At 62.4% G+C, this 13,349-nt stretch carries 12 protein-coding genes; 8 read left to right on the top strand and 4 right to left on the bottom strand.

All coding sequences use genetic code 11. The features are described 5' to 3' along the window. Window positions 1–38 precede the first annotated feature (38 nt). Entirely contained in the window at window positions 39–515 is a 477-nt protein-coding gene (locus tag QLQ85_RS11835) for a VOC family protein (RefSeq protein ID WP_282739167.1), read from the top strand. A 43-nt stretch (window positions 516–558) separates the two neighbouring features. On the opposite strand, the gene QLQ85_RS11830 is transcribed toward QLQ85_RS11835, so the two are convergent. Beyond that, window positions 559–2,094, bottom strand: coding sequence for a GGDEF domain-containing protein (locus QLQ85_RS11830; protein WP_282739166.1), 1,536 nt, complete (start codon window positions 2,092–2,094; stop codon window positions 559–561). 333 nt (window positions 2,095–2,427) lie between these two features. On the opposite strand from QLQ85_RS11830, the gene QLQ85_RS11825 reads away from it, so the two are divergent. Further along, window positions 2,428–3,174, top strand: a complete 747-nt coding sequence (locus tag QLQ85_RS11825) for an SDR family oxidoreductase (protein ID WP_282739165.1) — start codon at window positions 2,428–2,430, stop codon at window positions 3,172–3,174. A gap of 38 nt (window positions 3,175–3,212) precedes the next feature. After that, window positions 3,213–4,046: an AraC family transcriptional regulator gene (locus QLQ85_RS11820; RefSeq protein ID WP_282739164.1), complete on the top strand. Its 834-nt coding sequence runs from the start codon at window positions 3,213–3,215 to the stop codon at window positions 4,044–4,046. A 250-nt stretch (window positions 4,047–4,296) separates the two neighbouring features. Here the strand turns inward: QLQ85_RS11820 and QLQ85_RS11815 are convergent, their stop codons facing one another. Next, window positions 4,297–5,211: a CIA30 family protein gene (locus tag QLQ85_RS11815; protein WP_282739163.1), complete on the bottom strand. Its 915-nt coding sequence runs from the start codon at window positions 5,209–5,211 to the stop codon at window positions 4,297–4,299. A 272-nt stretch (window positions 5,212–5,483) separates the two neighbouring features. Between QLQ85_RS11815 and QLQ85_RS11810 the strand changes: the two genes are divergently transcribed. After that, window positions 5,484–7,709 carry an OsmC domain/YcaO domain-containing protein gene (locus tag QLQ85_RS11810; protein ID WP_282739162.1) on the top strand — a complete coding sequence of 742 codons (2,226 nt, stop codon included), beginning with the start codon at window positions 5,484–5,486 and terminating at the stop codon, window positions 7,707–7,709. Between the two features lie 257 nt (window positions 7,710–7,966). Here QLQ85_RS11810 and QLQ85_RS11805 read toward each other — a convergent pair whose 3' ends face one another. Both QLQ85_RS11805 and QLQ85_RS11800 read right to left on the bottom strand, forming a co-directional pair. Next, window positions 7,967–8,560, bottom strand: coding sequence for a LysE family translocator (locus tag QLQ85_RS11805; RefSeq protein WP_282739161.1), 594 nt, complete (start codon window positions 8,558–8,560; stop codon window positions 7,967–7,969). 131 nt (window positions 8,561–8,691) lie between these two features. Beyond that, window positions 8,692–9,294 carry a glutathione S-transferase family protein gene (locus QLQ85_RS11800; protein ID WP_282739160.1) on the bottom strand — a complete coding sequence of 201 codons (603 nt, stop codon included), beginning with the start codon at window positions 9,292–9,294 and terminating at the stop codon, window positions 8,692–8,694. 154 nt (window positions 9,295–9,448) lie between these two features. On the opposite strand from QLQ85_RS11800, the gene QLQ85_RS11795 reads away from it, so the two are divergent. The 4 genes from QLQ85_RS11795 to QLQ85_RS11780 all read left to right on the top strand — a co-directional run bounded on the left by QLQ85_RS11795 (window position 9,449) and on the right by QLQ85_RS11780 (window position 13,180). Next, entirely contained in the window at window positions 9,449–10,315 is an 867-nt protein-coding gene (locus QLQ85_RS11795) for a LysR family transcriptional regulator (RefSeq protein WP_282739159.1), read from the top strand. Window positions 10,316–10,462: 147 nt separating this feature from the next. Further along, window positions 10,463–11,146, top strand: a complete 684-nt coding sequence (locus tag QLQ85_RS11790; protein ID WP_282739158.1) for a response regulator transcription factor — start codon at window positions 10,463–10,465, stop codon at window positions 11,144–11,146. Continuing rightward, window positions 11,136–12,386, top strand: a complete 1,251-nt coding sequence (locus QLQ85_RS11785) for a sensor histidine kinase (protein WP_282739157.1) — start codon at window positions 11,136–11,138, stop codon at window positions 12,384–12,386. The genes QLQ85_RS11790 and QLQ85_RS11785 overlap by 11 nt, the downstream gene beginning before the upstream one ends. Window positions 12,387–12,451: 65 nt before the next feature. Then, window positions 12,452–13,180, top strand: a complete 729-nt coding sequence (locus QLQ85_RS11780; RefSeq protein WP_282739156.1) for a carbonic anhydrase — start codon at window positions 12,452–12,454, stop codon at window positions 13,178–13,180. Window positions 13,181–13,349: the final 169 nt, after the last annotated feature.

Below are 13,349 nucleotides of genomic sequence, written 5' to 3'. Positions count from 1 at the left end.
AGCGACACCCCTGGGCGGGCGAGACGGAGGATAGCGAGATGCAGAAGATCACCCCCTTCCTGTGGTTCGACGGGCAGGCCGAGGAGGCGGCCCGGTTCTACGTTTCCCTGTTTCCCGACTCTTGGATCGACCGGGTGATGCGCTCGCCGGGCGACACCCCCAGCGGGCCGGCCGGCTCGGTGCTGACCGTAGAGTTCACTCTCTCCGGCTCACGCTTCGTCGGCCTGAATGGCGGCCCGCAGTTCCCCTTCACCGAGGCGGTGTCGTTCCACATCGACTGCGCCGACCAGGAGGAGGTCGACCGCTACTGGGCGTCGCTGTCGGAGGGTGGCAGCGAGGGGCAGTGCGGCTGGCTCAAGGACCGCTGGGGGCTCTCCTGGCAGGTGGTGCCCAGCCGCCTGCACGAACTGCTGGCCGACCCCGACCCGACGCGTGCTCAGCGGGCCATGGCGGCGATGCTGCAGATGCACAGGCTCGTCATCGCCGACCTGGAGCGCGCCGCGGACGGAGGCTAGATCCGGAAGGCCGACCACCGCGCCGTTCTGATGCTGACCTCGCTCAGCCGAGGGCTCTTTGCCTGCGGCGCTGGGTCTTGTCTTCGTACATCCGATGGTCCGCCAGGGCAAGCACCTCCTGGGCGGGTACTTCGGTGGAGCTGGCACTTCCCAGGCTCAAGCGAAGCTCCACCTTCACAGGCTTGCCGTGTTGGGAGGTGATGACGCACCGCTGGCCTTCCAGGTGTGTCCTGATCAGATCGGCGACACGATTGGGTGCTGCCAGGTCCGCGGAGGGAAACAGGATGACGAATTCGTCACCACCATAGCGCGCGAGGATATCGGTTTCCCGGCACTGCATCTTCAGGCGTTCGGCGACGGTGGTGATGAACTGGTCGCCTGCCACGTGGCCATAGTGGTCGTTCACCTTCTTGAGCCCGTCGACATCCATCATCAGCACGGCAAAATTCAGCCCCGGTGGCTGGGTCTTGCCCTGAATGCTCAATTGAAGTACCGATTCAAAGAAGCCCCGGTTGTAGAGCCCGGTCAGGCCGTCGCGCTCGGCCGTCTCCTTCAGCGCCAGGTGGAGCAACTTGTTCTCGGTGGCTGCCGCCAGCTGATCGACGCACAGGGTCAGCATTCGCTCCAGCGCGCCGTCCAGCTTGGGCGCGCGCACGATCAGCCAGCCTTCGTAGCTGCTGAGGCGCCCGGCCATGGGAGTGGCATACAGCTGCTCGCCGACGGCTGTTTCGCCCAGTTCGAGGGTGCCTGCGTCTGCATGTGGTTCGTGCAGTGTCGCCAGCAGGCTGCCCAGGCGGCGCTCATCCTCAGGGTACAGCCGAAGGCCGGCGACGGCTGCGTAGCGAGTCACCTCGGGGCGGCTGCGTTCCTGCAGGAACACGGCAAACCCGTACTCGGGAAAATCGGCATGCAGATGCTTCAAGGCGTCATCCAGCAGGGTATGGATGTTCGATGCGCGATTGGCGACGACACCGAGGTCGAGCAGGGCGTGAAAGACCCGGTTCTGGTACTTGATCTCGCCCATGCTGCGACCGATCTTGCGATTCTGTCCGTACATCACTTGGGCGATCGCCAGAAAATAGACCACCGCGCCAGCGCCCTGGTAGATATCCACCCCGGTGCTGACGTACGGCCGGAAATCGAACTCCGTCAAAGCGCCCCAGCCCAGGGCGCCGCCAGCGAACAGTGCCATTGAAGCGGCCATTCGGCGTGGGCCACCGACCACCATGTTGTTCATGAAGCAGGCAAGGCCGATGCATAGGGTGGCCAGAACGTAGAAATCCAGCACGCTGCACCAGACGCCGAATAGCAGGCTGTCGCACAGCAGGTTCTTGAACTCGGCGTGTTTCGAGTCCTGGGCCATGGCGGCGTGGAAGTACGCTAACGCCGGCCATAACAGCAGGAGTAGCCCCGGCAGGATCAGCGACCAGCCGTTGCCTTCCGCCAAGGCGATCCATACCGTGAGCCCGAAAGTATGGCAAAAGGCGAAGGTGCGTGGAGCCAGCGTCGCCAGGGCGAGACGGTGGGGGGCCTTGAGAGGGAACCGTGCCCGAGTTGAAAGAGTTTTGATATTCAGCATGCCCGCTTGGATCGTCTTGCCTGCCTACGGCAGGCAAGACGACGTCGATTCGTTAGGGTTATGAGCGGCTTGAAACGATCTTTCCAGTAGACTAGCACTGGCAGGGATGGCTAGCATTAACTTGACCTAATACTGTGGTATCGGAGCCATCAGCTTGTTGAGTGGTACTGAATTGGCTACAGGGCTGGCTTCGTGCCGAGACGGAGCCTTGAGCCGAGAGCGTTGTCAGCCTATGCCTGAAGGGGCGTTGATCGTGAATTCCATCGACGGCGGCGATATGGCTCTATAGGGCGTGTTATCGCACCGACCCGGACGGCAGCAGGAGGCATCACGTTGAAGAAGATCCTGGTGGTTACCGGAGGGAGCCGAGGAATCGGCGCGGCCACCGCGTGCCTGGGTGCCGCTGACGGCTACGCCGTGTGTGTCAACTATCGGCAGAATGAAGCCGCCGCGCTTGCCGTGGTCGAGCAGATCAACCATGCCGGCGGCGAGGCGATAGCCGTGGCTGGCGATGTCGGTTCCGAGGCCGATGTGTTGAGGCTCTTCGAGCAGGTCGATCGGACACTCGGGCCGGTCACGGCGCTGGTCAATAACGCCGGCATCCTGGAAGGGCAGATGCGCGTCGAGCAAATGGATGCCGCGCGCTTGAGCCGGGTGCTTGCCACCAACGTGATCGGCAGCTTCCTTTGCGCACGCGAGGCCATTCGGCGCATGTCGACGCACCACGGCGGGCAAGGGGGAGCGATCGTCAACGTCTCCTCCATTGCCTCACGGCTTGGCGCGCCCAACGAGTACGTCGATTATGCTGCGGCCAAGGGCGCCATCGATTCCTTCACCATAGGCCTGGCCAAGGAAGTCGCTGCGGAGGGCATTCGAGTCAATGCCGTGCGCCCGGGAGTGATCTATACCGAGATTCATGCCAGCGGCGGAGAGCCCGATCGAGTCGAACGCGTCAAGGCTTCGGTGCCCATGCAGCGCGGCGGAGAAGCCGAGGAGGTCGCTCGGGCGGTACTCTGGCTGTTATCGGACGACGCTTCCTACTCGACCGGCACCCTGCTTGATGTGACGGGCGGGAGATAGTGTGTTGCTGACCGTAGGTGCGTAGGAGCAGGCAGATCATGACGGATCCACGACACCCACTGTTCTGGCGTGACCCGCGGATGCCCCATGTGGAGCTGCGCAAGGTCGGGGACGGCCGCAAGGTCTGCTATGCCCTGCATAGCCATACGCAATGGTCGCTGGGGGCGATTACCGCGGGGGAGAGCACGTTCCGCTACCGGGACGACCGCTACCACGTGAGCGCCGGCACCCTGGTCATGATGAACCCCGACTGGGCGCACGCCTGCAACCCCATCGACAACCGGCCCTGGGCCTACCTGATGCTGTACGTCGATGCCGACTGGCTGACCGAGCTTCGCTACCAGGCCGGGCTACTGGAGGCGCCACGTTGGCAGGACATCGCCACCGCGGTGATCCCGGATCCCGAATGGTACGAGGGGTACTGCCACATGGCGGCCTGCTTGCTGGACCCCCGGCGTGACCTGCTGGACAAGCAGACGCTAGTGGTCGAATACCTTTCCGCCTTGATGCACGAGCTGGCCGACCAGCCGACGCAGCCACTGCCGATGGCGCCGGTCACCCTGCAGGAGCTGGCCGCCTACCTGGACGAGCACGCGGCGCAGGACCTGTCCCTGGACGCCCTGTGCCAGCGCACCGGCTACAGCCCCGGCCACCTCATCCGTGCCTTCAAGCAGCACTTCGGTTTCACGCCCCATGCCTACCTGATCAACCGCCGCATCCAACTGGGCCAACGCGAGCTGAAGGGCGGTACACCCATCGCCGAGGCGGCCCTGAACGCCGGCTTTGCCGACCAGCCGCACTTCCAGCGCACCTTCAAGCGCCTGGTAGCCGCCACGCCCAACCAGTACCGCCAGCCCTCGCTCGAGCAGTAGGTTCGTTTCCACCCGCAAGAGCAGCGCCTTCTCGATATCGGCGACAGAGGCGGCCTGTTTCGGGTGGGACGTGAGCATATGCTGCTCATAGCGGCTCTTCTGCTCGAACGTGGCGCAACAGATTTCACAAACGAACTGTGCCATCAGCGCACCTCTCCAACCGCTTTCTGAATGTCCGCCATCGTCTCGAACTGCCGGCCGGGAAAATCGTTCAGCATCTGGGGACTGATTCAAAAGGGCGTTACCTTTATCAATGCCTCGTATTGCCGATGCGTGGCTTCCCCAACACCCTCAACAGTCCATTTCGACACGCCCTGAGCAGCGGATAGCTCAGTGCAGTACGACCGGGGCTGGCAAATAGCCGATACATTAGCCGGTTGAACACACCGCTGCGGGTGCCGAGCAGGGTGAGGCGATGCAGGGCTTCGCTACCGTGGTACCAGCGCTTGCCGATCTGCAGGGCGAAGCCCTGGTCGAGGTCGATGCCCAGTGCAGTGAGTTCCTGGCGCGCTTCGCTGTCCTGCCTGGCGTCGATCAACTCGAGTTCACCGACCTCCTTGCGGATGCGCTGCCAGCGCACGTAGCGTCGGCATATCGGGCATTCGCCGTCGTAAACCAGGCGCAGTCGAGGGGAAGAGGCTGTTGCCTGGCTCGCGCCGGTAGCCGATTCCTTGCCGAGCGTCTCGAGTCGGGACAGCGCCAGACGGAAGGGGCCATCGCGTCGGTCGGCAATCAGCAGACCGATCTGCTGGATATCGCCCGGCGCCAGTGGTGGGGCATCCTCCAGCAGGCGGCCACGAAAGACCGGCTCGAAAGCGTTCCAGGGCAGGGCGATGCGCTGCCATTCACCCGCGGGGGGCTGAAAGACGGCGCGATAGGCGGCGCCGTCGATCAGTTGGTTGCTATACAGGCGCAGCTGGTAGCGGCGCCCGTCGCCACACGCCTCGAGGCACAGCCCCGGGTAGTCTGCCAGCCGGAAGGAGTGCGGCTCGCGTCGTAGCGAGGCAAAGCCGCCGCCGTTGCTCAGTGAGAGCGCGCCCGAGAAGGCGCTGTTGGCCGGCTCCGCGTGCATGGCACCGTGAGAGACGCCGCCCATCACGCCATCAGTGACAGGGTGCCAGCGCGCGGCCTCTTCCGCGGTGTGAAAATCGATCAGTGTTGGCATCGTGCTTCCCGGCCTTCGTCGCGATTCAGTACGCCTCAGCATGACGGTGACAGGGCACCGTTGCCAGGCTGGGCCGTCGGTTTCGATGGGAGAATGGTCGCTCACGCAAGGCACCTCGAGCCGGCCGAGGCCAGTGTTGGCGCATGCGCGGTTGCGTGGGGCAGCGCCGCTTCGCTTTCAGCGGCCGATTGTCAGGTGATACCATCACGCCCCATACGGCGGCAGCCTCACGCCCTTCCCCTGTTCAAGGTTAAACACCCGGTACCCAGTTAATGGAAATCAAAGTCAATTTTCTTGAAAATCTCAGGCTTGAAGCCAAGTTTGACGATTTCACCGTCATCACCGATCAGCCCATTCGCTACAAGGGTGACGGCTCGGCGCCAAGTCCCTTCGACTACTTTCTGGCGTCTTCCGCACTCTGCGCAGCCTATTTCGTTCGTGTGTATTGTCTGGCGCGTAATATTCCCACCGAGAATATTCGCCTGTCCCAGAACAACATCGTCGATCCGGAAAACCGCTATAACCAGATCTTCAAGATCCAGGTCGAGTTGCCGGAAGATATCTCCGATAAAGACCGCGAAGGCATCCTGCGCTCCATCGACCGCTGCACGGTAAAGAAGGTGGTGCAGACCGGGCCGGAGTTCCAGATCGAAACAGTGGAGAACCTCGACGAGGATGCCCAGGCCCTGCTGATGGTCAAGCCCGACGAGGAGACCAGCACCTGGATCGAGGGCAAGGACCTGCCGCTGGAGCAGACCATCGCCAACATGTCGACCATGCTGGCGGACCTGGGCATGAAGATCGAGATCGCCTCCTGGCGCAACATCGTGCCCCACGTGTGGTCGCTGCACATCCGCGACGCCGCATCAAACATGTGCTTTACCAATGGCAAGGGGGCCACCAAGGAGAGCGCACTCTGTTCGGCGCTGGGCGAGTTCATCGAGCGCCTGAGCTGCAACTTCTTCTACAACGACCAGTTCTTCGGCGAAGAGATCGCCAATAGCGCCTTCGTCCACTACCCCGACGAGGAGTGGTTCAAGCCGGGGCCGAACGACGAGCTGCCCGAAGGCATCCTCGACGAGTACTGCCGGGAGATCTACGACCCGGAGGGCGAGCTGCGCGGCTCGAACCTGATCGATACCAACTCCGGCAAGGCGGAGCGTGGCATCGTCGCCTTGCCCTTCGTGCGCCAGTCGGATGGCGAGGTGGTCTACTTCCCCTCGAACCTGATCGAGAACCTCTACCTCAGCAACGGCATGAGCGCCGGCAACACGCTCCATGAGGTGCAGGTGCAGTGCCTGTCGGAAATCTTCGAGCGGGCGGTGAAGAGGGAGATCCTCGAGCAGGAGATCGCGTTGCCGGACGTCCCCATCGAAGTGCTGCAGCGCTATCCCGAGATTCTCGAGGGCATCCAGGCGCTGGAGGCGCAGGGCTTTCCCGTATTGATCAAGGATGCCTCCCTGGGTGGCCGGTTCCCGGTCATGTGCGTGACCCTGATGAACCCGCGCACCGGCGGCGTGTTCGCCTCCTTCGGCGCGCACCCCAGCTTCGAGGTGGCGCTGGAGCGCAGCCTCACCGAGCTGCTGCAGGGCCGCAGCCTGGAAGGCCTGAACGACTTCCTGCCGCCGACCTTCAACTCGCAGGCCGTTTCGGAGCCGAACAACTTCGTCGAGCACTTCATCGACTCCTCGGGGCTGGTCTCGTGGCGCTTCTTCAGCGCCAGGAGCGATGTCGAGTTCAGCGACTGGGATTTCTCCGGCAGCGGTTCCAGCAGTACTGAGGAAGAAGCGGCAACCCTGTTCGGCATCCTGGCAGAGTTGGGCAAGGAAGTGTACATGGCCGTGCATGAGGACCTGGGGGCGCCGGTCTGCCGGATCCTGGTGCCGGGCTACTCCGAGGTGTACCCGGTGGATGACCTGATCTGGGACAACACCAACATGGCCCTGGATTATCGAGAAGACATCCTCAACCTCCACGCCTTGAGTGACGATCGGCTGGCCGACCTGCTGGAGCGCCTGGAAGAGAGCCAGCTCGACGACCACATGGACATCATCACCCTGATCGGCATCGAGTTCGACGAGAACACCGACTGGGGGCAGCTGACCATCCTCGAGCTGAAGCTGTTGATCAACCTCGCCCTGCAACAGCAAGAAGAGGCCCTCGAGCGGGTCGAGATGTTCCTGCAGTACAACGACAACACCGTCGAGCGCGGGCTGTTCTACCGTGCGGTGAATGCGGTGCTGGAGATCGTCCTCGATGACGAGCTGGAGCTGGACGACTTCCTCTACAACCTCAGGCGCATGTTCGGCGAAGCGACCATGGAAGCGGTGGTCGGCTCGGTGAGTGGCGAGGTGCGATTCCATGGCCTGACGCCGACCAGCATGCAGCTCGAAGGCCTGGAGAAGCACCAGCGCCTGGTCGAAAGCTACAAGAAGCTGCACGCAGCGCGTGCCGCCAGAGCCGCTGCTGCAACAGACAGAACAGCTCACCATGGCTAAGCTTTGTCTGAAAAGTCGGCGAGCGATGGCCAGACAAGGCAAAAATCGGCGAAAAGACGGAGTTTACGCGGTGTAAATGAGTACTTTGAGCCGATTTTTAACGCCGGATGGTCGAGCGCAGGCAGTTTTCAGACAAAGCGTCATCGTCGGCGTTACCAGGGGGGAGCGATGCCATGATGCCAATGATCATCATCGCAGAGCTTCGCGCTGCAGACGCCCTGACGGTATCACTGGTCGCGGAGCTGGACTTCCAGGCCTCACCCAATCAGTAGATAGACGCAGCTGGCGGCGAGCAGTACCGCCAGCGTGCGGTTGACCGCGGCCAGTACCACGGGGCGGTGGACGTAGCGGCGCAGGAAGGCCCCGGCGTAGACCCAGCTCCCCAGCGACAGCCAGCAGATGGGCAGATAGAGCAGGGCAAAGATGATGACCTGTTGCGGGTCGCTGCCACTGGTATAGGCGCCGATACCCGAGGCGGAGGCCAGCCAGGCCTTGGGATTGAGCCACTGCATCAGGGCGCCGGTCATGAAGCCCGGCGCCTCATGGCTGCCTCCCTCCGGCAGGCGGCCATCGTCCCGGGCCAGCCGCACGCTCAGGTAGAGCAGGAACGCGACCCCGGCCCAGCGCAGTGCTTCCTGTAATCCCGGCACCACCGCCAGCAGCGAATAGAGCCCCAACCCCACGGCGATGAACAGGGCGACAAACCCCAGGGTGGCGCCGGTGACGAACACCAGCCCCTTCGAAAGCGGGTAGCGGGTACCGCTGCTCAGGCACACCAGGTTCACCGGCCCCGGCGAGATCGATGCCGCAAGGGCAAACGCCGACATCGGCAGCATCAAAGCAAGGTTCATCGTCACTCTCCTGGGTGGCAATGGCCGAAGTGTGCAATGGCGGCTGCGCGCCGTATTGAACGAAATTGAGGTGCCGGCCCCATGCCATCCACTCGGCTGCTAGCCTCGCCAGCTTGTCGGTCTCAATCCCCCTATTCTTTCGTGATCGGACGATGGTTCGGGTGAGACGCCACTCGCTCCAGCCATCGGCAAACGTTGGGATAGTCCGCCAATGTGAACCCCCCCTCTTGCGCCACATGGGTATAGGCGTAGAGGGCGATATCCGCGATGGTGTAGCGATCCGCGACGAACCAGGCCTGTCGCGCCAAGTGATCGTCCATGACCGCCAACGCCGCCCGCCCCAACGCCTGCCTGCCGGCCAGCTGCGCCTTGCGTTCCTCGTTCAGACCAAGATGTGTCAACCAGAAGCGCGGTGTGGCGATGTTGGGCTCGTGACTGTATTGCTCAAAACTCATCCAGCGCAGGACCTGGGCCTGATCCCAGCGGCCCTCCGGCCAATAGTCGGTCCCTTGGGCCAGGTAGTAGAGAATGGCGTTGGATTCGCTGAGAAGGCGGCCGTCGTCGAGTTCCAGCACCGGGACCTTGCCGGCCGGGTTCTTGCGCAGGAATTCGGGGGTTCGGGTGTCTCCACGAACGATATCGTAATGACGATATTCATAGGGTTGGTCGAGCAGGTCAAGCAACAGGCGCACTTTATAGCCGTTGCCGGAGGGCAGGTAGTCGTGCAAGATCATCGTCGTCTCCAGTGAATTGAACGAGAAGGCAGCCGGTCTGGCATTCAACCCCGAACACCGGACGACAGTGTTCCGTTTTTCCCGAGTATCGACAATCGAATAGAAATAATATCAGCCATAAGTGGGGCTGATGGATAGAGGAGCCCCTCGTTACATGGATCTCGATCTCCTGCGCACCTACCTCGCCGTCGTCGATACCGGCAGCCTGACCCGGGCCGCCCGCCAGGTGCACCGAACCCAGGCCGCACTCAGTATGCAAATGAAGCGCCTGGAAGAGCAGGCGGGCTGCAGCTTGTTCTTCAAGGAAGGCCGCAACCTGGAACTCACCAACGACGGCAAGCGTCTCGTCAGCTACACCCGCCGCTTGCTGGCCCTGCACGACGAAGCACTCAGCCAACTGAGAACGGACGCCTCTCTGCCTCCGCTGCGCCTCGGCAGTCCGGATGACTACGCCCAGAGCCTGCTCCCCTTGTTGGTGGATACCATTCATGACCAACACCCCAGAGTACAACTGCAGCTGACCTGCGCGCCGACCAGCAAACTGAGAAACCTGATGGATGGGGGAGCACTGGACCTGGCCATCCTGACTCGTGCGGTCAACAGTGATGAAGGCCATGTCCTGACGCTCGATAGGGGGATCTGGATACAGCACCCGGAATTCGACTGGCAACGGTACGAAGCCTTGCCCTTGGCTCTGTATGAAGCCGACTGCAAATTTCACAGCTCGGCCCTGGATGGCCTGAACAAGACGCACCGCCCCTATCGCCTCAAGGCACTCAGTGCCAATGCCGGTGCCCTGATGGCTCTGGTTCGACAGCGAAACGCCATTACCGCCGCTGCCACGGCCTCCTTGCCGCCTGATTTGATCGAAGTCGATGCCACCCATGAAATGCCGGCGCTGCCCAGCATCGATATCGTGCTGGTCAGCTCCCCCACGGGGCATCCTCTGGTTTCGGTGAATTGGGCGGGTGAGTTGGCAAGAACGCTGGCTCTCAGGCTCGAGTCCGGGCAGCCTTTGTAACGCGCGTGCGCATTTCCTCAGGGGCGGGCCGAGCGTGTCCACCCCCTCGTCGCGTGTCCAGCGGCCTTCACCGGCGAAGCGATTGCCCAGCACATGGGGTAGGATCAGTCATGCTGAATGCCGCACAGGAAGTTAGACGGGAAACTCATGTATGTGCTGATTATTGAGGACAACCCGGATATCATCGCGAATCTGTACGGATATCTGGAACCACTTGGCTACACGCTGGACGTGGCGCGCAACGGCAATGCCGGTATCTCCTGCGCAACGGGCTCCTTCCATGATGCGATTGTCCTCGACCTGTCGCTGCCGGGTATGGATGGCGTGGAGGTATGTCGGGCGCTCCGCCGGGAGTATCGTCTGGCGACGCCGATCCTGATGCTGACCGCGCGTGACACGGTGCACGACAAACTGACCGGATTCGAGGTCGGCGCCGACGACTACCTGGTCAAACCCTATTCCCTCCCCGAGCTGGACGCGCGCCTGAAGGCCCTGATACGCCGTGCGCGCAACGAGCATGTGCAGGCCGTCCTGACCTTCGGCGATCTTCGGCTGGATACCGGCACCGGCCAGGTCACACGCGCCGGGCAGCCGCTCGACCTGACGCCGACAGGCTACAAGATCCTCACCGCACTGATGCACGCTGCACCGGCGCTGATGCCCCGTGCAGTGCTTGAGCGCGAGGTGTGGGGCGACAACCCACCGAATAGCGATGCCTTGCGCACCCATATCCATACGCTGCGCCAGGTGCTCGACAAGCCGTTTCCCTACCCCATGCTGCTGACTTTGCCGGGCACCGGCTATCGACTGACAGATATCGATGAAACCTAGGCTCTCGCTCAAAAAGCGCCTTGCGCTCACCTACATCCTGCTGGCGGTCGCAGTGGCCGGCGCCTTCAGCCTGGTTTCCTATGTCTCGGTGGAAATTATCGAAGAGCAGGTCATCGATGCACGACTCGCCAAAATGGCCGACAGGTTGATCGAGTTTCACCGGAACGGCCAGATGCCGGATGCGCCGCCGGAAGTGCGCTATCTGATCGACGCCAGCATCCCGGTCGAGCTGCGGCAGTTGCCCGCTGGCTTCTACGAACTGACGCTCGGCAATCGGCAGGTTCATGCGCTGCTGCGCGATCATGGCACCAGCCGTTACGCCGTGGTGCAGGAGGTTGACGAACTCGAGCATACGGAACTGGTCATCCTCCTGTCCCTGGCAATGGGTTTTGCGGTCAGCGTCCTGCTCGCCGCCGTGCTCGGGGTGCTGAGTGCCCGGCGTGTGATCGCGCCGGTAGCGGCGCTTGCCAATGCGGTCTCCCGCAACGCAGGGCCCACCGAGCTGCCTTCCCTCTCTGCGCAAGATGAAATTGGCGTCCTGTCGCGCGCCTTCGCCAAGCGAACCGACGAGCTGCAGCAGTTCCTGCAGCGCGAGCAGCTGTTCACCGGCGACGTCAGCCATGAATTGCGCACGCCGCTGACCGTCATGCTGGGTGCGGCGGAAGTGCTGGCTGCGCAACTGTCGGACCACCCGGCGCAATTGGCGACGGCGGAGCGCATCCGGCGCGTGGCCGACGAAACCGCGCAGCGGGTCAGTGCGCTGCTACTGCTCTCCCGCGTTCCGGAGTCCCTGGATGCGCCGCGCACCGTGCTCAATACCATCGTCGAGTCGGAAATGGAGCGTTGCCGGCCCCTGCTGGATGGCAAGACGGTCCAATGCCGGTTGGACTGGACCGAACGGGTATCGGCCCATGTGCGCCCCGAGCTGGCCGGGATCGTGATCGGCAATCTGCTGCGCAACGCCTGCCGGCATACCGACCAGGGCATGATCCTTGTGCAACTTGCCGCTGGCCAGCTGGTGATCGAAGACAGCGGTACGGGCATCCCCCAGAGGGTGCGCGAGCGGCTGTTCGAACGATTCGTCCACGGTGACGACCGGCCGGCACACGAGGGCACGGGCCTGGGCCTGTCGATCGTCAAGCGAGTGGCCGATCATATCGGCTGGGACGTGCGCCTGGAGATTCCGGAAGCCGGGGGAACCCGCTTCGTCCTGTCCTTTCCCGCCGTGCCACCCCCTTAACGCAGTCTTAACGCCCGGCGATCTATCTTGTCGATTCCATCAACAAGATATCCAGGAGGAACACCATGAAAGGAACATTGCTTGCCGTGGGGTTGCTGTTGTTTTCGAGCACCGCATTCTCCAGTGACGGGGCCCCTTGGGACTATACCGGCGACACGGGGCCTGATCAGTGGGCACAGCTCAGTCCCGAATACGGCGCTTGTGCAGGGAGCAATCAGTCACCCATCAACCTGACGGGGTTCATCGATGCCGAGCTGGAGCCCATTGCTTTCAACTATGAAGCCGGCAGCGAAGAGATTCTTAATAACGGACACACCGTTCAAGTCAACACCCTTCCCGGTAGCACCATCACCGTTGATGACATCGAGTTCGAACTGAAGCAATTCCACTTTCACGTGCCGAGTGAAAATCTCATACATGGCGAGTCCTATCCCATGGAAGGGCATCTCGTACATGCCGACGAGGATGGCAACTTGGCAGTGGTAGCGGTCATGGTGACGGAGGGGCAAGCAAGCGATGCGCTTGAAAAAGCGTGGGCGCAAATGCCGGAAGAAGGTGAAACGCTAGCGCTGTCATCAGATATCTTCCCGCTGGAAATCTTGCCTTCAGATCGTGATTACTACCGCTTCAAAGGTTCATTGACGACACCGCCTTGCTCCGAGGGGGTGCGTTGGATAGTGATGAAGCAGCCGATTTCCGCAACCAAGGAACAGATTGATCAATTCTTGCAGGTGATGGGGCATCACAACAATCGCCCCGTGCAAGCAGTCAACGCACGCCCCGTACTGGAATGATCGGCATATCACCGGAACAAGCGGGGCCGTTGACAGCGGCCCCTTTACTTCGATGACCGGGCACCCACTGCCGGTCGACGCTGGCGGGAATCGGTCTGCCTCGACCTTTCCCGGGTGCCCTGGTTGCTGCTCGTGCAGCCGGTGAACGCCGCCTGTCACCGACCTCAAC

The organism is Halomonas kalidii (genome assembly GCF_030010475.1).
In the GTDB taxonomy this organism is placed as follows: Bacteria; Pseudomonadota; Gammaproteobacteria; order Pseudomonadales; family Halomonadaceae; genus Halomonas; species Halomonas heilongjiangensis.
The sequence above is the reverse complement of the archived record's forward strand: the minus strand, read 5'-3'. Positions and strand labels throughout refer to the sequence as shown.